18 protein-coding genes and 1 pseudogene are annotated in these 20,938 nt (G+C 71.7%); 10 read left to right on the forward strand and 9 right to left on the reverse strand.

What is annotated here, in order from left to right:
* The first annotated feature begins 53 nt into the window (after window positions 1-53).
* A complete protein-coding gene (locus tag AAC944_RS27700) occupies window positions 54-563 on the forward strand; it encodes an NUDIX domain-containing protein (RefSeq protein ID WP_030622462.1) in 510 nt (169 codons plus the stop codon).
* Between the two features lie 111 nt (window positions 564-674).
* Here AAC944_RS27700 and AAC944_RS27705 read toward each other — a convergent pair whose 3' ends face one another.
* Together AAC944_RS27705 and AAC944_RS27710 are read right to left on the reverse strand one after the other, a co-directional pair.
* Window positions 675-2,804 (reverse strand): 3-hydroxyacyl-CoA dehydrogenase NAD-binding domain-containing protein, encoded by a 2,130-nt coding sequence (locus tag AAC944_RS27705; RefSeq protein ID WP_030622459.1) that lies wholly within the window; start codon window positions 2,802-2,804, stop codon window positions 675-677.
* Window positions 2,801-4,018 carry a thiolase family protein gene (locus tag AAC944_RS27710; protein ID WP_030622457.1) on the reverse strand — a complete coding sequence of 406 codons (1,218 nt, stop codon included), beginning with the start codon at window positions 4,016-4,018 and terminating at the stop codon, window positions 2,801-2,803. The genes AAC944_RS27705 and AAC944_RS27710 overlap by 4 nt, the downstream gene beginning before the upstream one ends.
* 239 nt (window positions 4,019-4,257) lie before the next feature.
* Between AAC944_RS27710 and AAC944_RS27715 the strand changes: the two genes are divergently transcribed.
* Complete coding sequence (locus tag AAC944_RS27715; protein ID WP_078888898.1) at window positions 4,258-4,962, forward strand: PepSY domain-containing protein; 705 nt, start codon at window positions 4,258-4,260, stop codon at window positions 4,960-4,962.
* A 100-nt stretch (window positions 4,963-5,062) separates the two neighbouring features.
* Here the strand turns inward: AAC944_RS27715 and AAC944_RS27720 are convergent, their stop codons facing one another.
* The 3 genes from AAC944_RS27720 to AAC944_RS27730 form a co-directional block, all read right to left on the reverse strand.
* A complete protein-coding gene (locus AAC944_RS27720) occupies window positions 5,063-6,337 on the reverse strand; it encodes an HRDC domain-containing protein (protein ID WP_078888897.1) in 1,275 nt (424 codons plus the stop codon).
* A gap of 171 nt (window positions 6,338-6,508) precedes the next feature.
* Entirely contained in the window at window positions 6,509-7,171 is a 663-nt protein-coding gene (locus AAC944_RS27725; RefSeq protein WP_030261220.1) for a response regulator transcription factor, read from the reverse strand.
* Window positions 7,172-7,417: 246 nt separating this feature from the next.
* Window positions 7,418-8,065, reverse strand: a complete 648-nt coding sequence (locus AAC944_RS27730) for a DUF3000 domain-containing protein (RefSeq protein ID WP_030622449.1) — start codon at window positions 8,063-8,065, stop codon at window positions 7,418-7,420.
* 227 nt (window positions 8,066-8,292) lie between these two features.
* Here AAC944_RS27730 and hemE point away from each other — a divergent pair, with 227 nt between their 5' ends.
* On the forward strand, window positions 8,293-9,360 hold the full coding sequence (hemE, locus tag AAC944_RS27735) for a uroporphyrinogen decarboxylase (RefSeq protein ID WP_030622448.1): 1,068 nt from the start codon (window positions 8,293-8,295) through the stop codon (window positions 9,358-9,360).
* A 49-nt stretch (window positions 9,361-9,409) separates the two neighbouring features.
* Here hemE and AAC944_RS27740 read toward each other — a convergent pair whose 3' ends face one another.
* Entirely contained in the window at window positions 9,410-10,792 is a 1,383-nt protein-coding gene (locus tag AAC944_RS27740) for an FAD-dependent oxidoreductase (RefSeq protein WP_030622446.1), read from the reverse strand.
* Between the two features lie 217 nt (window positions 10,793-11,009).
* Between AAC944_RS27740 and AAC944_RS27745 the strand changes: the two genes are divergently transcribed.
* The 5 genes from AAC944_RS27745 to AAC944_RS27765 all read left to right on the forward strand — a co-directional run bounded on the left by AAC944_RS27745 (window position 11,010) and on the right by AAC944_RS27765 (window position 14,967).
* Window positions 11,010-11,342 (forward strand): hypothetical protein, encoded by a 333-nt coding sequence (locus AAC944_RS27745; protein ID WP_368396469.1) that lies wholly within the window; start codon window positions 11,010-11,012, stop codon window positions 11,340-11,342.
* Between the two features lie 62 nt (window positions 11,343-11,404).
* Entirely contained in the window at window positions 11,405-11,716 is a 312-nt protein-coding gene (locus AAC944_RS27750) for a pore-forming ESAT-6 family protein (RefSeq protein WP_030625554.1), read from the forward strand.
* Window positions 11,717-11,761: 45 nt separating this feature from the next.
* Window positions 11,762-12,166: a DUF6507 family protein gene (locus AAC944_RS27755; RefSeq protein WP_368396470.1), complete on the forward strand. Its 405-nt coding sequence runs from the start codon at window positions 11,762-11,764 to the stop codon at window positions 12,164-12,166.
* The gene (locus AAC944_RS27760) at window positions 12,163-14,568 is read left to right on the forward strand and encodes a DUF8616 domain-containing protein (protein WP_368396471.1); all 2,406 of its coding nucleotides are present in this window, start codon (window positions 12,163-12,165) and stop codon (window positions 14,566-14,568) included. The genes AAC944_RS27755 and AAC944_RS27760 overlap by 4 nt, the downstream gene beginning before the upstream one ends.
* A gap of 15 nt (window positions 14,569-14,583) precedes the next feature.
* Window positions 14,584-14,967, forward strand: a complete 384-nt coding sequence (locus AAC944_RS27765) for a hypothetical protein (RefSeq protein WP_030621870.1) — start codon at window positions 14,584-14,586, stop codon at window positions 14,965-14,967.
* Between the two features lie 452 nt (window positions 14,968-15,419).
* Here the strand turns inward: AAC944_RS27765 and AAC944_RS27770 are convergent, their stop codons facing one another.
* The 3 genes from AAC944_RS27770 to AAC944_RS27780 form a co-directional block, all read right to left on the reverse strand.
* Complete coding sequence (locus AAC944_RS27770; RefSeq protein ID WP_030621873.1) at window positions 15,420-16,391, reverse strand: PDR/VanB family oxidoreductase; 972 nt, start codon at window positions 16,389-16,391, stop codon at window positions 15,420-15,422.
* A complete protein-coding gene (locus AAC944_RS27775; RefSeq protein WP_051872241.1) occupies window positions 16,388-17,521 on the reverse strand; it encodes an aromatic ring-hydroxylating dioxygenase subunit alpha in 1,134 nt (377 codons plus the stop codon). The genes AAC944_RS27770 and AAC944_RS27775 overlap by 4 nt, the downstream gene beginning before the upstream one ends.
* A 234-nt stretch (window positions 17,522-17,755) precedes the next feature.
* Entirely contained in the window at window positions 17,756-18,538 is a 783-nt protein-coding gene (locus AAC944_RS27780) for an IclR family transcriptional regulator (protein ID WP_051872242.1), read from the reverse strand.
* Between the two features lie 144 nt (window positions 18,539-18,682).
* On the opposite strand from AAC944_RS27780, the pseudogene hemG reads away from it, so the two are divergent.
* Both hemG and hemQ read left to right on the forward strand, forming a co-directional pair.
* Window positions 18,683-20,184: pseudogene (gene hemG, locus AAC944_RS27785) on the forward strand (protoporphyrinogen oxidase).
* 2 nt (window positions 20,185-20,186) lie between these two features.
* Window positions 20,187-20,927 (forward strand): hydrogen peroxide-dependent heme synthase, encoded by a 741-nt coding sequence (gene hemQ / locus AAC944_RS27790; RefSeq protein ID WP_030621880.1) that lies wholly within the window; start codon window positions 20,187-20,189, stop codon window positions 20,925-20,927.
* Window positions 20,928-20,938 lie beyond the last annotated feature (11 nt).

Raw genomic sequence — 20,938 nt, forward strand, 5'->3', positions numbered from 1 at the left:
CAGCGTCGCGGCGGTGCGCGCCCGCCAGGACCGGTGCGCTGTAGGCTGCGCCGATGCCGATACTCAGACGGTCCGGGACCCGGCGCTCCGCCCGGGTCCTGCTCATCGACGGCGACGGCCGGACACTCCTCTTCCGGTCGCCGCTGGTCCCCGGGGAGCCCGCGGCCGGGTACTGCTGGATCACGCCCGGCGGGGGAGTGCACCGCTGGGAACGAACCGCGCGGGCCGCGGCGCGTGAACTCGCCGAGGAGACCGGCCTGTCGGTGCCGCACACGGCGCTGACCGGACCGGTCGCCCGCACCTCCGGACACGCCGACCTGGGCTGGCGCGCCGGGATGTTCGAGGACGTCTTCTACGTGTACCGGGTCGCCCGGCACGACGTGGACACCGGCGGCTTCGAGGCCCATGAACGGGCGACGATCGTGGACCACCGGTGGTGGACGGCCGAGGAGCTGGCGGCGCCCGAGGAGGCGGTCCACCCGTACGGCCTCGCGGGCCTCCTCACGGACATCCTGGCGGGCCGGCTGCCCGCGGAGCCGGTACGGCTGCCCTGGCACCACTGAGCGGCGACGTCGCGCACAGAGTCGCACCCGCACATACGGAACTGCCCCGGCACCACTGAGGGATGGTGCCGGGGCAGTGACCCGTGGGGGGCGTACGCCCGCTCCGCGGACCTACGCGGGGACGCTCGCGACGCCCGGGGCGAGGAACTTCTTGCCGTTGACCCGCTCGGAGACGCCCTCACGGTCCAGGTACGGCGTGATGCCGCCCAGGTGGAAGGGCCAGCCGGCGCCGGTGATCAGGCACAGGTCGATGTCCTGCGCCTCGGCGACGACACCCTCGTCCAGCATCAGGCCGATCTCCTGCGCGACGGCGTCCAGGACGCGGTCGCGGACCTGCTGCTCGGTGAGGACCGTGTCGCCCTGCTGGAGGAGCGCCGCGACCTCCGGGTCCAGCTGGGGCGCGCCCGAGTCGTACACGTAGAAGCCGCGCTTGCCGGCGTCCACGACGGCCTTGAGGTTCGGCGAGACCGTGAAGCGCTCCGGGAACGCGCGGTTCAGGGTCTCCGAGACGTGCAGGCCGATGGCCGGGCCGACCAGCTCCAGCAGCACCAGCGGCGACATCGGGAGACCGAGCGGCTCGATCGCCTTCTCGGCGGTGGCCACCGGGGTGCCCTCGTCGATGACGTTCTGGATCTCGCCCATGAAGCGGGTGAGGATGCGGTTCACGACGAAGGCGGGCGCGTCCTTGCAGAGGACGGCCGTCTTCTTCAGCGACTTGGCGACCGAGAAGGCCGTCGCCAGCGACGCGTCGTCCGTCTTCTCACCGCGGACGATCTCCAGCAGCGGCAGGATCGCGACCGGGTTGAAGAAGTGGAAGCCCACGACCCGCTCGGGGTGCTTCAGCTTCGACGCCATCTCCGAGACGGAGAGGGAGGAGGTGTTGGTGGCGAGGATGGCGTGCGCCGGGGCGACCGCCTCGACCTCGGCGAACACCTGCTGCTTGACGCTCATCTCCTCGAACACGGCCTCGATGACGAAGTCCGCGTCCGCGAAGCCGTCCGCCTTGTCCAGGACGCCGGAGACCAGGCCCTTGAGGCGGTTCGCCTTGTCCTGGTTGACGCGGCCCTTGAGCAGCAGCTTGTCGATCTCGTCGTGGACGTACTTCACGCCCTTGTCGATGCGCTCCTGGTCGATGTCGGTCAGGACGACCGGCACCTCCAGGCGGCGGGCGAAGAGGAGCGCCAGCTGGGAGGCCATCAGACCGGCGCCGACCACGCCGACCTTGGTGACCGGGCGGGCCAGGTTCTTGTCCGGGGCGCCGGCCGGGCGCTTGGCGCGCTTCTGCACCAGGTTGAACGAGTAGATGCCGCTGCGCAGCTCGCCGCCCATGATCAGGTCCGCGAGGGCCTGGTCCTCGGCGTCGAAGCCCTGGCGCAGGTCGCCGTTCTTGGCCTTGGCGATGATGTCCAGCGCGCGGTAGGCGGCCGGGGCCGCACCGTGCACCTTGCCGTCGGCGATGGCCTTGCCGCGCGCCACGGCCTGGTCCCAGGCGTCGCCGCGGTCCAGCTCGGGACGGACGACCTCGACGTCGCCCTTGAGGACGGAGGCGGTCCACAGCAGCGACTGCTCCAGGAAGTCGGCGCCCTCGAAGATCGCGTCGGCGATCCCCAGGTCGTAGACCTGCTGGCCCTTGAGCTGCTTGTTCTGGTTGAGCGAGTTCTCGATGATCACTGAGACCGCGCGGTCGGCGCCGATGAGGTTCGGCAGCAGCACGCAGCCGCCCCAGCCGGGCACCAGGCCGAGGAAGACCTCGGGCAGCGAGAAGGCGGGCAGCGCCTTGGAGACGGTGCGGTACGAGCAGTGCAGGCCGACCTCGACGCCGCCGCCCATGGCCGCGCCGTTGTAGTACGCGAAGGTCGGCACGGCGAGCGCGGACAGCCGCTTGAAGACGTCGTGGCCGCCCTTGCCGATGGCGAGCGCGTCCTCGTGCTTCTTCAGCAGCTCGACGCCCTTGAGGTCGGCGCCGACGGCGAAGATGAACGGCTTGCCGGTGATGCCCACACCGACGATGTCACCGTCCGCGGCCTCCTTCTCGACCTGGTCGATCGCCACGTTGAGGTTGGCGAGCGACTGCGGCCCGAAGGTGGTCGGCTTGGTGTGGTCCAGGCCGTTGTCCAGCGTGATGAGCGCGAACCGGCCGGCGCCCAGCGGGAGGTCGAAGTGGCGCACGTGCGCCTGGGTCACGACCTCGTCGGGGAAGAGCTCGGCCGCGCCCTTCAGAAGCTCTGCGGTGGTAGTCACTTGTTCCCCTCGAAGTGCGGGTTCTCCCAGATCACGGTGCCGCCCATGCCGAAGCCGACGCACATGGTGGTGATGCCGTAGCGGACGTGCGGCTGCTCCTCGAACTGCCGCGCCAGCTGCGTCATCAGACGCACGCCGGAGGAGGCCAGCGGGTGGCCGAACGCGATCGCGCCGCCGTACTGGTTGACGCGCGGGTCGTCGTCGGCGATGCCGTAGTGGTCCAGCAGCGACAGCACCTGGACGGCGAACGCCTCGTTGATCTCGAAGAGGCCGATGTCGTCGATCGTCAGGCCGGCCTTGGCCAGCGCCTTCTCGGTGGCCGGGACCGGGCCGATGCCCATGACCTCCGGCTCCACACCGGCGAACGCGTAGTCCACGAGGCGCATCTTGACCGGCAGGCCCAGCTCGCGCGCCACGTCCTCGGCGGCGATCAGCGAGGCGGTGGCGCCGTCGTTCAGACCGGCCGCGTTACCGGCCGTCACCCGGCCGTGCGCGCGGAACGGGGTCTTGAGGCCCGCGAGGTTCTCCAGCGTGGTGCCCGGCCGCATCGGCTCGTCGGCGGTGGCCAGACCCCAGCCGGTCTCGCCCGCCTCCTCGTTGGTCCGGCGCACGGAGATCGGCACCAGGTCGGCCTGGATCTTCCCGTCCGCGTACGCCTTGGCCGCCTTCTCCTGGCTGCGCACGGCGTACTCGTCGGCGCGCTGCTTGGTGAGGTGCGGCAGCCGGTCGTGCAGGTTCTCGGCGGTCATCCCCATGAACAGGGCGGACTGGTCGACGAGCTTCTCACTCACGAACCGCGGGTTCGGGTCGACGCCCTCGCCCATGGGGTGCCGGCCCATGTGCTCGACGCCGCCGGCCACGGCGATGTCGTACGCGCCGAAGGAGACGCCGCCCGCGACGGACGTCACGGCGGTCATCGCACCCGCACACATCCGGTCGATCGAGAAACCGGGTACGGACTGCGGCAGACCGGCCAGAATTCCGGCGGTCCGGCCCAGGGTCAGGCCCTGGTCACCGATCTGCGTCGTCGCGGCGAGCGCGACCTCGTCGATACGGGCCGGGTCCAGGTCCGGGTTGCGGCGCAGCAGCTCCCGGATGCACTTGACGACCAGGTCGTCGGCGCGGGTCTCGTGGTAGATGCCCTTCGGGCCCGCCTTGCCGAACGGGGTGCGGACGCCGTCGACGAAGACGACGTCCCTAGCGGTACGAGGCACGTTGGCTCTCCTCCAGGTGCGGGGTGGCACTGCTGCGGGGCACGCTCATGGCGTGCTGCCCACCGTCATGCTACTTGCGGGTAACCAGCCTGCCCAGCCCCCTCGGCCGGAGCGGCGAACGTCACATTCAAGGGGTGTTGCTCCGGGGATGTCATGAGGCTTCACGCGTTCCGGGTGGCTTCGGCCGGTCTTCGCTGCGTCGCGGACGTACAGGGACGTACCGGCCCTACTCTGCCCCCATGGATACGAAGCGAAGCGGAATGCTCGCGCACAGGAACCGTACGGCGGGGCTCCGCGCGGCCGGCGTGGTGTGTGCCGTCGCCGTGGCGGGCGCGCTGATCACCGGGTGCGGCGACGACAAGAGCAGCGGCGGTGGCGGCTCTTCGTCCCCGTCGCCGTCCGGCGGCGGCAAGTCCGCGGCCGCCACCGCCTCTCCCGGCGCGACCGGCAAGCTCACCGAGGACCAGACCGAGCGCAAGGCCCTCATCCCCAAGGCCAAGATCACCTACGACAAGGCGCTGTCGGCCGCCACCGGCGCCGTGTCCGGCTCCAAGCCCGTCAAGGCGGAACTGAAGCGTGACTCCGGCAACAAGCCGGTCTGGGAGACCGAGGTCGCCACGACCGACGGCACCAAGAGCATGGTCAGCGTCGACGCGGTCTCCGGGAAGGCGGCCAAGCCCCGGACCGACAGCGACGAGGACAGCGACGACAAGAAGAAGCTCGCCGGCTGGCTCAAGAAGGCCACGGTCACCGCCCAGGAGGCGGCCAAGGTGGCCACGGACAAGAAGAAGGGCACGGTCAGCTCGATCGAGCTGGACGACAACGACCAGGGCAAGGAGATCTGGTCCGTCGACGTCGTCACCACCGACGACTGGAACAAGACGACGTACGACATCGACGCGGCCGACAAGAAGGTGCTCCGCACCCACGTCGACACGGACTGAGCAGAAGCCGGCCCGTGGGGGCGAAAACGCCGGACGGGCCGGTGCACCACCAGCCCGTCCGGCGAATTCGGCCGATCGAGGACAAGACGTCCGGCAGGCGTCAGCCCGCGGACGAGGTACTCAGCGCCTCCACCAGCAGCGGCGTCACCAGCTCGACCTGCCAAGGCCGAGCACCGTACCCGGCCAGCGCCTCGGAGACCGCCGCCGAGGTCGGCTCCGGCGGCTCCCAGCACACCCTGCGCACCGTGTCCGGCGTGATCAGGTTCTCCTGCGGCAGGTGCAGCTCCTCGGCGAGCGCGGTCACCGCCGCGCGGGCCGCGGAGAGCCGCGCCGCGGCCGCCGGGTCCTTGTCGGCCCAGGCGCGCGGCGGCGGCGGGCCGTTCAGCGGCTGGCCCGGCTGCGGCAGCTCGGACTCGGGCAGCGCCCGGGCCCGGTCGACGGCCGCCTGCCACTGCTCCAACTGCCGGCGGCCCATCCGGTGCCCGAAGCCGGGCAGCGCGGCGAGCGCGTGCGTGTTCGTCGGGACGTTCAGCGCGGCCTCCACGATCGCCGCGTCGCCCAGCACCTTGCCCGGCGAGACGTCCCGCTTCTGCGCGACCCGGTCGCGGGCCGTCCACAGCTCCCGTACGACTGCCATCTGCCGCCGTCGCCGGACCTTGTGCATTCCGGACGTACGGCGCCAGGGGTCCTTCCGGGGCGGTGCCGGCGGAGCGGCGGCGATGGCCGCGAACTCCTGCCGGGCCCAGTCCAGCTTCCCCTGCCGGTCCAGCTCCTCCTCCAGCGCGTCCCGCAGGTCGACCAGCAGCTCCACGTCGAGCGCGGCGTACCGCAGCCAGGGCTCGGGCAGCGGGCGGGTGGACCAGTCCACCGCGGAGTGGCCCTTCTCCAGCGCGTAGCCGAGGACGTTCTCGACCATGGCGCCGAGGCCGACCCGGGCGAAGCCGGCCAGCCGCCCGGCCAGCTCGGTGTCGAAGAGCGAGGCGGGGACCATCCCTATGTCACGCAGACAGGGCAGGTCCTGGGTCGCCGCGTGCAGCACCCACTCGGCGTCGGCGATCGCCTCACCCAGCGTGCTCAGGTCGGGGCAGGCGACCGGGTCGATCAGGACGCTGCCGGCGCCCTCGCGGCGCAGCTGGACGAGATAGGCGCGCTGGCCGTAGCGGTACCCGGAGGCCCGCTCGGCGTCGACGGCGACCGGGCCGCTGCCGGCCGCGAAAGCCGCGACGACCTGCGCGAGGTCCTCGTCGGTCGCGGTCACGGGCGGGATGCCCTCGCGGGGTTCGAGAAGCGGAACCGGCGCCGGCCGGGGGTCTTCCGTTGCGTCCCCGGGGGTTCGCAGTGTCGAGTCTTCTGCGGTCTTTTGGGCGTCGGTCACCAGTCAAGGGTATCGGTGTATGCACCACGTCCGCCGAGGGAACGTTACCTCGACGGACGCTGCGCCTGTGTAAAGGCTCGATGGACGGGGCGGGCGGGCGGCCGGACGGCCTCGAAGGACGATCCCGGTGCTCAGCGGACTGTCCCGGTTCTCAGCGGACGGTCCTGGTACTCAGTGGATGATCCCGGTACGCAGTGCGACGGCGACCATGCCGGCCCGGTCGCCCGTGCCGAGCTTGCGGGCGATGCGGGCGAGGTGGCTCTTGACCGTCAGGGCCGACAGGCCCATGGAGACGCCGATGGCCTTGTTGGACTGGCCCTCGGCGACCAGTCTCAGCACCTCCACCTCGCGCCCCGAGAGCTCGCGGTAGCCGCCGGGGTGGCCGGGGGCGCCGGGCGGGCGGCGGTGCATGCGGGCCGCGCCGGCGCCGATGGGCGCGGCGCCGGGACGGCCCGGGATGCCGAGGTTGGTGCGGGTGCCGGTGACGACGTAGCCCTTGACGCCGCCGGCGAGGGCGTTGCGTACCGCGCCGATGTCGTCGGCGGCGGAGAGCGCCAGGCCGTTGGGCCAGCCCGCCGCCCGGGTCTCGGACAGCAGGGTGAGGCCGGAGCCGTCGGGAAGATGGACGTCGGCCACGCAGATGTCACGCGGGTTGCCGACGCGGGGGCGGGCCTCCGCGATGGACGATGCCTCGATCACGTCGCGTACTCCGAGTGCCCACAGGTGGCGGGTCACGGTGGAACGGACGCGCGGGTCGGCCACGACGACCATGGCCGTCGGCTTGTTCGGGCGGTAGGCGACCAGGCTCGAAGGTTGCTCGAGGAGAACAGACACCGGGCCTCCTGGGGAGTGGCGGGGACGGAAGCCGGCTTCAGGGGAGTGAGCCGGAGTGCTCCCGTGTTTGAAGGGTCACAGACCTCTTCGGCAGTAATCCGGCCGGACTTTAGAGTTTGATCACGATTTAATTGGGATCAAACCGGGCAAATCGGATGGGTGATCGACGGTCGGGGCAGCACGCGTACGGCCCGGAACCGCCCCGGAGGCGGCGCGAGCCGAGTGGCGCGTGGCGAAGAGACGTGATCAGCGGGGCTGCGGCCCCCGTCGCTGCGGCAGCGGCACCACGCCGCCCCGCGTCGTCGGCTCGACCGGCGCCGGCGGCAGCCCGGCCACCTGGCACAGCAGGTCGCACCACGCCGTCAGATGCACCCCCGCGTCCCGCACCCCGTGCGGCCCCTCGGCCGGCGTCCACGAGGCGCGCAGCTCGATCTGGCTGTCCGGCGCCCGGTCACCGAGGCCGCCGAAGTAGTACGAGCCCGCACGCGTGACCGTGCCGCTCGGCTCCCCGTACGGCACGCCGCGCGCCTCCAGTGCCCCCGTCAGCCAGGACCAGCACACCTCCGGCAGCAGCGGATCGGTGGCCATCTCCGGCTCCAGCTCGGCGCGGGCCAGCGTCACCACCCGGAAGGTGCCGTGCCAGGCGTCGTGGCCCGCCGGGTCGTGCAGCAGGACGAGCCGCCCGTCGGCCAGGTCCGTGTCGCCCTCCGCGTCCCGTTCGACGACCGTCGCCTCCAGCGCGTACGCGAACGGCGCCAGCCGCTTCGGCGCGGGCATCGGCGCGATCTCGATCTCGGGTCGCAGCCGGGTCGCGTGGAGGGCCTCGACCGCCTGACGGAAGGCGATCGGGGTGTCGTCCGCGCTGTCCGCGAGGTGTTCGTGAGCCGCTGCCATGCTGGGAAGGTTAGGCGCAATGCGCCGTTCATATGCGGAGGACACCCGCTGGGCGGGTCGCCCGTTCGGAGGTGTCCTGGAGCCTGGGACCGAGCCCCGGCCGGCCGCCCGCCGTCCGGCAGACCGGGGCTCGGCCCCGGGCTCCCACCGCGCGTGCGAAGATTTGAGGCGTGAGTGCCAACGACGTTGCCCGCGCTCTCCACGCCGACCGAGCAGGGGAGACCCCGATGACGGGCCAGCAGCCAACCGCCTCGTTCGCCCCGGAGAGCGCACGCGAGTCCGCTTTCCTCAAGGCCTGCCGACGGGAGCCGGTCCCGCACACCCCTGTGTGGTTCATGCGCCAGGCCGGGCGCTCACTGCCGGAGTACCGCAAGGTCCGCGAGGGCATCGCCATGCTCGACTCCTGCATGCGGCCCGAGCTGGTCACCGAGATCACGCTGCAGCCGGTCCGCCGGCACGACGTCGACGCCGCGATCTACTTCAGCGACATCGTCGTCCCGCTCAAGGCCATCGGCATCGACCTGGACATCAAGCCGGGTGTGGGCCCGGTCGTCGCCGAGCCGATCCGCAGTCGCGCGGACCTGGCGCGGCTGCGCGACCTGACCCCCGAGGACGTCTCGTACGTCTCCGAGGCGGTCCGCATGCTCGTCGGCGAGCTGGGCTCCACTCCGCTCATCGGCTTCGCGGGCGCCCCCTTCACCCTCGCCAGCTACCTCGTCGAGGGCGGCCCCTCCCGCAACCACGAGCACACCAAGGCGCTCATGTACGGCGACCCGCAGCTGTGGGCCGACCTCCTGGACCGCCTCGCCGAGATCACCGCGTCCTTCCTGAAGGTGCAGATCGAGGCCGGCGCCAGCGCCGTACAGCTCTTCGACTCCTGGGTCGGCGCGCTCGCCCCGGCCGACTACCGCCGCTCGGTCATGCCGGCCTCCGCGAAGGTCTTCGAGTCCGTCGCGGGCTACGGCGTCCCGCGTATCCACTTCGGTGTGGGCACCGGCGAGCTGCTCGGCCTGATGGGCGAGGCCGGCGCCGACGTCGTGGGCGTCGACTGGCGGGTGCCGATGGACGAGGCGGCGCGCCGGGTCGGCCCCGGGAAGGCGCTGCAGGGCAACATCGACCCGGCCGTCCTCTTCGCCCCGCGCGAGGCGGTGGAGGCCAAGGCCCGCGAGGTGCTGGACGCCGCCGCCGGCCTGGAGGGCCACATCTTCAACCTCGGCCACGGCGTCCTCCCGAACACCGACCCCGAGGCGCTGACCCGCCTGGTCGAGTACGTCCACGAGCAGACGGCGCGCTGAGGCGCGCCGGGGCGCCCGCCGCACGGCCGGCGCCCCGGCCCCCCTGCCGCTACTGCGGCGCGGCGTCCGCCCGTACCGCCTGCACGGCCTTGCGCGCCGCCACCAGCACCGGGTCCCACACCGGTGAGAACGGCGGCGCGTAGCCCAGGTCCAGCGCCGTCATCTGCTCGACCGTCATCTTCGCCGTCAGCGCCACCGCAGCGATGTCCACCCGCTTCGCCGCGCCCTCCCGCCCGACGATCTGCACGCCCAGCAGCCGCCCCGACAGCCGCTCGGCGAGCATCTTCACCGTCATCGGCGCGGCGTTCGGGAAGTACCCGACCCGGCTCGTCGACTCGACCGTGACGGCCACGTACTGCAGCCCCACCGCCCGCGCGTCCTTCTCGCGCAGCCCGGTACGGGCGATCTCCAGGTCGCAGACCTTGCTGACGGCCGTGCCGACCACACCGGGGAAGGTCGCGTAGCCGCCGCCCACCCCCGAGCCGATGACCTGCCCGTGCTTGTTGGCGTGCGTACCGAGCGCGATGTGCCGGTCCCGCCCGGAGACCAGGTCCAGCACCTCCACGCAGTCACCGCCCGCCCAGATGTCCTCGTGCCCGCGCACCCGCATCGCCAGGTCGGTCAGGATCCCGCCGGACGCGCCCAGCGGCAGCCCGGCCGCCTCGGCGAGCGTGGTCTCGGGCCGTACACCGAGCCCCAGCACCACCACATCCGCCGGGTACTCCTTCTCCGGCGTCACCACCGCACAGGCCCGTCCGTCGTCCCCGGTACGGATCTCCGTCACCTCGGCACCGTTGACCATCTCGATGCCGAGTCCCGTCATCGCGTCGTGCACCAGACAGCCCATGTCCGGGTCCAGCGTCGACATCGGCTCCGCGCCACGGTTGACGACCGTGACCTCGTACCCGCGCTGGATCAGCGCCTCGGCCATCTCCACACCGATGTACCCGGCGCCCACGACGACCGCGCGCCGCCCCTCCGTACGGGAGAGCGTGTCCAGCAGCGCCTGCCCGTCGTCGAGGGTCTGCACGCCGTGCACGCCCGGCGCGTCGATGCCCGGCAGCGGCGGGCGGAGCGGCGTCGCGCCGGTCGCGATCACGAGCTTGTCGTACTCCGTCCACTCCTCGGCGCCGGTTTCGAGGTCGCGCGAGCGCACCCGCCGCTTGTCGACGTCGAGCTCGGTGACCTCCGTCCGCATCCGCAGGTCGATGTCCCGCTCCCGGTGCTGCTGCGCGGTCCGAGCGATCAGCGCGTCCCGCTCGTCCACGACCCCGCCGACCCAGTACGGGATGCCGCAGGCCGAGTACGACGTGAAGGTGCCGCGCTCGAACGCGACGATCTCCAGCTCGTCGGGCTTGCGCAGCCTGCGGGCCTGCGACGCGGCGGACATCCCGGTCGCGTCCCCGCCGATGACCACCAGTCGTTCCGCCATGACGGCCCCTTTCCCGCTCCGCTTTCCCGCTCCACCGACAGCCGGACGTGGCCCCCGCCCGGCACCGCAAAAGGCTACGGCTTGCCGTACCCGCTACCCCGGCCCCGCGCCGCGTCACGCGTCTGTCACAGCACTGTGTCCACTGTTGGCACCGATGCCCCTGGGTTGCCACGATGTATCCGCAATCAACCGTTCAGCTCGTGGCAGGGGGAACCTGATGAAGTTCGACATGGGTTCGCAGGTGCTGTCGAACCTGCAGTCGAAGTCGCGCGGGTCGAGTGAGGACCTGGGTTCGCTGATCCGTCAGCTGGTGGACGCGGCGGCGCCGCTGGAGGGCAAGTTCAACGGTTCGGGCAAGGCGGCCTTCGACCAGTTCAAGGCGCGTTCGGACGAGATCGCTTCGTCGCTGCAGAGCTCGCTGTCCGCGATCCTGGGCGGTCAGTCCGGCATGGAGTCGGCGTTCAGCTCCGGTGACCAGGAGCACGGCGACAACGCGCGGCAGCAGATGTCCGCGGCCAACTTCGACGCGGCCCGTTTCGGCGGCCGCTGACCAATCATCATCCGGCCCGCCCGGCGGGCCGGTGCCTGACGGCATGACGGGAGTGAGCGTTCATGGGTGCGGGTCAGGATCGTCGTTCGTACGACACGGGTGCGTCGGCGGATGCGCAGGGGAACATCCAGACGGTGATCGCGCGGCTGGAGCAGGTGATCACGGCGCGGGACGGTCAGGTGAAGGCGGCGATGGCGGACTTCACCGCCGATGGCGTGGCGGATGAGTACCACGGCAAGGAGATGCGCTGGAACCGGGCCTCGCAGGAGGTCAAGAACATCATCCAGCTGCTGAGGACGACGCTGGAGAAGAACGACGGGACGGCGCAGCACACGCTGTCCAAGGCGAAGGCCGCGGTGGACAACATCGGCTGACCTTTTTCGGTGGGTGTGGCTGGTTACGGGGAGCAGGGGTAGCGCATGGCCGGCTGGGATCTGGATCCGCAGGGCATTTCGGGTGTGCTGAAGACGACCGGCGAGGTGGCCGGGAAGATCGAGACGCATACCAAGGCGTACGGGGAGCATCTGCAGTCCGCGGCGGCCCATGCGGGCACCATCGCCGCCGAGGGCGAGGCGCACGGCGGCGGGGGCAAGGGGGAGAAGCCGGCCGGGGGGCTGGTGGCGCTGGCGCTGTCGCAGTTCTCCGAGCACACCCTGAACGATCTGAAGTTCATCGCGATGCGGGCGGGCAAGTCCCTCAACGGCGCGGTGGATGCCACCACCGCCTATACCGACGGGGATCTGGAGATGGCCGCGGAGGCGCAGCGCAAGGCGCTGGGCGCGGTGGATGTGGATCCGACGAAGCCGGGGGCCCAGGAGCGGTGAAGATCGACCTGAAGCCCGAGCAGATTCCGCAGTACACCGGCAACCTGCCGGAGCTGGAGAAGGACCATGCGGCGCTGAAGGCGGACGCCGGGCACCTCCGCACCACCGGTGCGGAGGTCCACTCCCGCTTCCAGGGCCTGTCGGCGTACTACAAGGCGCCCGAGGCCGGGCAGCTGTTCGCCTCCACCAAGCCGGTGCAGACCCGGGCGGATGAGTTCGCCGACGGCCTGGAGACGGTGGCCTCGGCCCTGTCGGCCTATGCCGAGGAGATCCGCCCCCTGGTGCCGAAGCTGCAAGCGCTCAAGCGCAAGGCCGAGGCCTTCATCCGGGACCACAAGGACGATGAGGACGGCGACTACGACGAGGATCTGATCGCCGAGCACAACCGGATCCGCGACGACATCACCGCCACCGTGGCGGCCTTCTGGGCGGCCGAGCGGACCTGCCACAACAAGATCGTCGCCCTGTGGAACGGCCCGAAGATGGTGGCGGGGGACGGTTCGGAGAAGAAGAACCAGTACGGCTTCTCCGCCGAGGACATGAAGAACGCCAAGCTCCCCTGGGGCAACCCGGTGGAGGAGAAGCACCACTGGTACGAGGTCGGCCACTGGGTGAAGTCCTTTGTGTGGGACGGCCTGATCGTGGACGGGATCTGGGGCACCATCAAGGGGTTGGGCACCCTGGTGGGCTTCGGCGGCTGGGATGCCATGGGCCAGGCCTGGAAGGGCCTGGCGCAGCTGGCCACCGGGCTGGCGATCTCCTCCATCCCCGGGGTGGGCACCGCGTTCTGGGCGCTGCCGGATGACAAGATGCCGAGCTGGCTGCGGGATTCGCGCACCGCGATGAAGGAGACCGGCAAGGCGCTGGTGGCCTGGGACGAGTGGGGCAAGAATCCCGGCCGGGCGGCGGGGGCGGTGACCTTCAACGTGGTCACCACCGTCTTCACCGGCGGCGCCGGCGGCGCGGCCGCCGGTGCGGGCAAGGCCGGCGCGGTGGCCAAGGCCCTCTCCGTGGCGGGCAAGGCCGGCAAGGTCATCGACCCCATGACCTACGTCGCCAAGGGCGCGGGCGCGGGCCTGTCGAAGATCGGCGACATCGCCAAGAGCATCAAGGGCATCGGCAGGATCGATGTGCCGGCCCTGCCCGCGGACGCGATCAAGCTGCCCGAGGGTTCTGTGAGGCTGTCCGACGGCACGGTGAGCCTGCCCGAGGGCGCGGCCGTACCGGCGGGCGCGACCAAGCTGCCCGACGGCAACGTCAAGCTCCCCGACGATGTCCCGGCCCTGCCGGAGAACGCCGCCAAGCTGCCGACCGACCCGGGCGAGCCGGCCCGCTACTTCGACGGCGACGGCAACCTGCTGGACGAGCACGGCAACACCGTCCAGCATGCTGTCGATGCGCCTCAGCGGCTGGGTGACTCCAACATCAAGCCGACCGAGATGTCCCATGTGGACAGCCCGGTCAAGGAACCGGCTCTCGTCGGAGAGGGCTCGCGTGCCCTGGACGATGCCGGCCGTACTGGTGACAGCGCCGCCCGTGAAACCACGCACTCCACCGGGGCTTCGGCTGACCGGGGCGCTTATGCCCAGCCTGTCCATAGCGGCCACTCCGGTGACGGAACGGTGCATGGCGGGGATCATGCCTCTGATGCCGGGCGCGCCACCGGTCACACGCCCGACGGGCCGCATGCACACGGCCCGGACGGCCATCATCCCCCCTCCGACGAGCACGTGGGCAGCGACCACACGCCTGACGGCAGCGGAAGGCACGCACCTGACGGCGGTGCGGATCACGTACCTGACGGTCACGACGGCTCGCATCCTTCGGAACCGGTCGACGCCTTCGGGCGGGACGCAGCCGACATGGGCACCCGACGAGGCTACGAAGCCCGAGTCGCGCCTGAATCCACGATTCCGGCACCGCCCAAGGAGCCCGGTGATCTGGTCCTGTCCACCGGTGACCCGGTCTACTTCAGGGAGGGTAGGACGGCTATCGGCTACGACAGGAACACCCGAGTCAATTTCGACTACGTGAAGCCCCTCGACGGATATCACGACGTGGTCGTACATGGAAACAACCAAGGCTTCTTCGAGCCTGGCCGGGTCAATGAGGCCGGAGCTGGCTTCCCCGCGGGGGACACTCATCCGACGCACATCGCTGATGCGATTCGTGCCAATCCGAGTTACGACGGGGGCCCCGTGCGACTGGTGTCGTGCCACACCGGCACGGTTGCTGAGGGCGCGCTGGACATCCCCGCTGCCCAGTCCGTCGCCAATGAACTGGGAGTCCCTGTGATGGCTCCTACGAACAAAGTCGGCGTGAGCGGCAGGCTGGGCCCCGGGCAAACCCCGACAATCTTCGGTGGGGGATACTGGCGGACGTTCCTGCCCATGGTGCGCTGACAGAAGGTGACTAGCATGCAGATCGCGGACTTCTTCGAGGAGCTCTGGGCGCCCTCGTTCGGAACGCCGGTGGGGAGCGTACGGGATTTCCTCTCTCCCGTACCTTACGAAGACGCTAAGAAAATCACGGAGTACCTACTGGCGGGGCATGAGATCTTCAGCGTCATGGGTTCCTCCGAAGACGTTCTGGGATCCGGGGAGACCGTATTGGGGGGTGATTCGATTCTCTCCGACGGAGAGTGGCTCTGGCGAGGTGACCTCTGGTTCTACGTCTGGACCCACCACGTGAAACTCCCTGACCAATTCCTCGCGCGCATCCGGGAGAATGACTACTTCATGCCGGCGGAGGATGAGCCGCAGTTGGTGGAAATCGCGAAGTATGTTCAGGCCAGGCTGTAGCGGACGCGTCTGTGGCCTCCGTTGATCGACGACGTTCCACGGCCGGTGAGGCCGCACAGCGGCGCGAGCCGCCGAAGAGCTGGTGGAGATGGCGCTCGAGATGCTCAAGGATGACGTCATGTCGTCGAAGGCCGCACCGGTGTCCGTAGCGGGTGTCGATCTGCCACGCGTCGTTCTGGAGAAGTGCAACAGTGGACTGGTGCGGCGGCTGGGACAAGGCGAACAGTCACCGGCGGTCGCGTGCTCTGCTCATGCGGGAGTACCTGCGCCGTGCGGCTCTCTGGGCGCGTGAGTACGGTGCCGAGGACGAGTGGCCGTTCTTCGACATCACCGAGCGCGCCGCCCCTGGCTTCGAGGTTCTCCGAGGACGGTTTCCGGAGGCGGGAAGAGCGCCGGTGGGACGACGAGGGGCGGCTCACGGAGGACTGGCGCACGGACCGCTGACGGAGCGGTCAGAGGGCGAGCACCAGGCGGGGACCGTGGGAGCGGGACACGCAGATGAGCATGGTGTCGCCCGCCGCGCGTTCCGCGTCCGTGAGGAGGTGGTCGCGGTGGTCGGGGGTGCCGGACAGGACCTCGGTCTCGCAGGTGCCGCAGGTGCCCGCACGGCACGAGGAGAGCACCTGTACGCCGGCCTCCTCCAGCGTCTCCAGGATCGAACGCCCGGGCGGTACGCGGACGGTGCGCCCCGAGTCGGCCAGCTCCACTTCGAAGGAAGGGCCCTCGGCGGGCGCCGGGCGGAAGCGTTCCACGTGCAGTGAGTCGGCGGGGAGTCCCGCCGCCCGGCACTGTTCTTCGGTGGCGGCGAGCAGCGCTTCGGGGCCACAGGCGTACACGTGGGTGGCCGTGTCCGTGTCCGTGGCCGTGTCGGCGGGCCGTAGGTAGCCCGCCAGGTCCAGGAGGCCGTGCTCGTCCTCGGGGCGCAGCGTGACGCGCTCCCCGTAGGCGGAGAGCCGGTCGGCGTACGCCATCGAGGCGCGGGTCCGGCCACCGTAGAGCAGCCGCCAGTCCGTCCCGGCCGCCTGTGCGCGGGCGATCATGGGCAGCAGCGGGGTGATGCCGATGCCGCCGGCGAGGAAGAGACAGCGGGCGGCAGGGCCGGCCGGGGGCTCGAAGGGGAAGTGGTTGCGGGGCGCCGAGACGGTGACCGTGTCGCCGGCCGCGAGCCGGTCGTGCACGTACGCGGAACCGCCCGTGCCCGCGGTCTCACGCAGCACCGCGACCCGCCACTCGGTCCGTTCTGCCGGGTCGCCGCACAGGGAGTACGAGCGGGCCAGGTCCGGCGTCAGGTGGAGGTCCAGGTGGGCGCCGGGGGTCCAGGCGGGCAGCGCGCCGCCGTCCGGGCGGCGCAGCGACAGCTCGCACACGCCCTCGGCGACGGTCCGCTTGCCCGCGACGAGGAGTCCGAGGAGGGCGTCACTCATCGGGCCGCCCCCGCTTCCGGCGCGACCGCCACAGCGGCCGTCGCCGCGCCCGGCACCCCGGCCGCCGGCGCGCCCTCATCGCGCTTCGCCGAGCGGGCGATCATCCGTTCCAGCACCCGGCGCGCCGCGAGTCCGCCCGCGTCGATGCCGATGCTCAGCTCCTGGACCCGGCGGCCTTCTTCCTCGGCCGTGACGCGCTCCAGGATGTCCAGCGCCGTCACGTCCTGAAGGACGACGGTGCGGTTGAAGTCGTGAAGGAAGGCGCTGACGCCCTCGTCCTCACGGGCGAAGTCCCGCGCCACCAGCCAGAAGTCGTAGGTCGTGGTCTCCGTGGACGGCGTGATGGCGTACGCGACCTCGGTGTGGAAGGCGTCCGGGTCGCTGCCGTCGGCGCCCGGTACCGAGCCGACCGGCGCGATGCGGCTGTGCAGCAGGTACAGGCAGGGCGCGTGGTACTCGATGTCCTGCCATCGGCTGACGCGGCCCTTCAGGCCCGTGGAGTCGGCGTAGAAGGGCGGGCACTCGGCGTCGTCCATGTGCCGGCTCACCCGGACGATGCCGCGCTCCTCGTCGGCCTCCGTGGTGATCGGGGTGGCGGCGACCTCCGGGGTGCCGATGTACCCGGCGTGCAGAAACGTCTCGTGCGAGAGGTCCAGGAGGTTGTCGACGAGCAGGCCGTAGCGGGCGTTGAGCGGTTCCATGCCGCGGACGACCGTCCAGGCGGGGTCGGCGAGCCAGGGGGCGCGCGGTACGGCGGACACGTCGGCGCGCGCCGGGTCGCCGATCCACACCCACACGAACCCGTCCAGCTCGGCGAGCGGGTACGAGGTGACGCGCGCGGTGCGCGGCACGCGGGTCTGGCCAGGTACGGAGACGCAGGCGCCGGCCCGGTCGTAGGTGAAGCCGTGGTAACCGCAGACCAGCCGGCCGTCCTCCAGCGTGCCTTCGGAGAGCGGGTAGCGGCGGTGGACGCAGCGGTCGGCGAGCGCGACGGCGTGGCCGTCCGGCGTGCGGTAGAGCGCCATCGGCTCCCCGCAGACCGTACGGGCGAGGATCTCCTCGCCGCCGACCTCGCTGCCGTACGCGGCGACGTACCACTGGTCGCGGGCGAACGCGGTGGGAACGGGCATGACATGGCCTCCTCGACGCACAGCCGTCCGTACCGGGGCCCGGCGGGCCCCTGCGTCCAGGAACTGTGCGACGCGCCTCGGAAGCGGGCAAGGGGCCCTTCCAGCAGCTGGAAACATGCGTGCACGGGGGTTGCGCACCGCCCGTCTCGTACGCAAGGGCCGTTTCAGGCGCGCGGACGGACGCCTCAGGCGTGCGACGGACGCTTCAGGTACGCCAGGTACGCAAGGACCGCTTCAGAGGACGGGCAGGCTGCGGGCGATGCCCTGCGCGGCGACGCGTACCGCGGGTGCCAGGAGGGCCGCGCGGCCCTCGCTCACCGGGACGACGACCGACAGCGCGGCGACCGCGCGCCCGTCCGGACCGCGTACGGGCGCCGCCACGGACACCGCGTCCATCGTGATCTGGCGCTCGCTGACCGCGACTCCGGAGGTGCGCACGTCGGCGAGGACCGACCGCAGCAGGGCCGGGTCGCCGATCGTGCGCTCGGTGAAGCGGCGCAGCGGCGCGGCGCACACCTGTGCGACCACGGAGGGCGGTGCGTACGCCAGGAGCGCGAGGCCCACGCCGGTGGCGTGCAGCGGCCAGCGCGCGCCGACCCGGGTGCGTACCCCGACTGCGGAGCGCCCCGAGATCAGCTCGATGTAGACCGTCTCCAGGCCGTCCCGCACGGCGAGTTGCACGTTCTCGTGCGTCGCCTCGTACAGGTCCTCCATGAAGGGCAGCGCGGCCTGCCGCAGCCCCACGCCACGCCGCGCGAGCACGGCGATCTCCCACAGCCGCAGCCCGATCTCGTACCGGCCGTCCGCGCGGCGCTCCAGCGCGCCCCAGTCCGTCAGCTTGCCCGCGAGCCGGTGCGCGGTGGCCAGCGGCAGACCGGCCCGGCGGGCCAGCGCGGTCAGGGTCAGGCTCCGGTGCGCGTCGTCGAAGGCACCGAGCAGCGCGAGCACCCGGTCGGCCGCCGACCGCTCGGGACCGCGGCGCCCGGGCGGCCCGGCCTGCGGGTCGAGCAGGGCCATCCGCCTCCACCTCAGGTCGGTCCGTACGTGCGCCGTGAGCATAGGTGAAAGCCGGACGGCCGCCCAGAGGTCCGCCGGAGCCGGGCGGTCCACCCCGCGGGAGGTCGCGTCGGGGCGCCCGCCGGGCTCTGAGAGAGTGGGGGCATGAGCACTGCGCATACCGGTACGGGCCAGGCGCCCGGTCGTACGGGCCACGCGCCCGGCCACGTCGTCGTGATCGGCGGCGGCATCTCGGGGCTCGCCGCGGCGCACCGCGCGCTCGACGGCGGCGCGCGGGTGACCGTACTGGAGGCGTCCGGCCGGCTCGGCGGCAAGCTGAAGGCCGGCGCGGTCGCGGGCGTACCGGTCGACCTCGGCGCCGAGTCCATGCTGGCCAGGCGCCCGGAGGCGGTCGAGCTCGCGCGGGCCGTCGGCCTCGGCGACCGGCTGCAGCCGCCGACCACGGCCACCGCGTCCCTCTGGACGCGCGGTGCCCTGCGCCCGATGCCCAAGGGCCACGTCATGGGCGTGCCCGGGGGGCGGCGCCGCTGGCCGCCTCCGGAGTGCTCTCCGAGGCCGGCCTCGCGCGCATCGAGGAGGACGCGGAACTGCCGCGCACCGAGGTCGGCGAGGACGTGGCGGTCGGCGCGTACGTCGCCGAGCGCCTGGGCCGTGAGGTCGTCGACCGGCTCGTCGAGCCGCTGCTGGGCGGGGTGTACGCGGGCGACGCGTACCGCATCTCCATGCGGGCCGCCGTCCCGCAGCTCTTCGAGGCCGCGCGTACGCACCGCTCTCTGACGGAGGGCGTACGGGCCATTCAGGCGCGCTCGGCGGCCACTCAGCATCAGACCGGGCCCGCTGCCTCCGGGCCGGTCTTCATGGGCATCGACGGCGGCATCGGGACGCTGCCGGGCGCGGTCGCCGACGCGGTACGGGCCAAGGGCGGCGGGATCCTCCTGAACACGGCCGTGGAGGAGGTGCGGTGGCGCGGCGACGACGGCTGGGAGGTCCGTGTCGAGGACCGCGTCATGGCGGCCGACGCGGTCGTACTGGCCTGCCCCGCGCCCGCCGCCGCCCGCATCCTCCGGCACGACTGCCCGGCCGCCGCCACGGAGCTGGACGGCGTCGAGTACGCCTCCATGGCGCTGGTCACCATGGCCTTCCGGCGTGCCGACGTCGAGGGGCAGCTCACCGGCAGCGGCTTCCTCGTGCCGCCGGTCGACGGCCACAAGATCAAGGCGGCGACGTTCGCCGCCAACAAGTGGGGCTGGATCGACGCCGCCGACCCGGACCTCTTCGTGCTCCGCACCTCCGTCGGGCGCCACGGGGACACCGCCGACCTGGCCCGTGAGGACGCCGAGCTGGTCGACCTCTCGCTGCGCGACCTGGGGGAGGCGGTGGGCCTGGCCGCCCGGCCCGTCGACACCACGGTCACCCGGTGGAACGGCGGCCTGCCGCAGTACCCCGTCGGCCACCTGGAGCGGGTGGCGCGCATCCACGAAGCCGTCGGCCGGCGCCCCGGCCTCCGGGTGTGCGGCGCGCTCTACGAAGGCGTCGGCATCCCGGCCTGCATCGCGAGCGCCAGGAAGGCCGCCGACGCCGTACTGGCCACCCTGATGCCGCGCGACGCGGCGACCCCGGCGCCGGGCACCCCGGCGGGCGAGTGAGAATGGACGACATGACTGACGCCACCCCTGGGCCCGCGCCCGAGAAGACCCCGAACGCCGGCAAGAAGGCGAAGGACCTGAACGAGGTCATCCGCTACACCCTCTGGTCGGTGTTCAAGCTGCGTGCCGCCCTCCCGGAGGACCGCAGCGGCTACGCCGAAGAGGTCGACGAGCTGTTCGAGCAGCTCGCCGCCAAGGACGTCGTGGTCCGCGGCACGTACGACGTGTCCGGTCTGCGCGCCGACGCCGACGTGATGATCTGGTGGCACTCGGAGAGCTCGGACGCGCTCCAGGAGGCGTACAACCTCTTCCGCCGCACCAAGCTCGGCCGTGCCCTGGAGCCGGTCTGGTCGAACATGGCGCTGCACCGCCCCGCCGAGTTCAACAAGTCGCACATCCCGGCCTTCCTGGCCGACGAGCAGGCGCGTGACTACGTCAGCGTCTACCCGTTCGTGCGCTCGTACGACTGGTACCTCCTGCCCGACGAGGACCGCCGCCGGATGCTCGCGGACCACGGCAAGATGGCCCGCGGCTTCCCGGACGTGCGCGCCAACACCGTGCCGTCCTTCTCGCTCGGCGACTACGAGTGGATCCTCGCCTTCGAGGCCGACGAGCTGTACCGCATCGTCGACCTCATGCGTCACCTGCGCGGCTCCGAGGCGCGGCTGCACGTCCGCGAGGAGGTCCCGTTCTACACCGGCCGCCGCAAGCCGGTGTCGGAGCTGGTGGCCGGTCTGGCCTGACCGGCCCCAAG

Source organism: Streptomyces sclerotialus (assembly GCF_040907265.1).
GTDB lineage: Bacteria > Actinomycetota > Actinomycetes > Streptomycetales > Streptomycetaceae > Streptomyces > Streptomyces sclerotialus.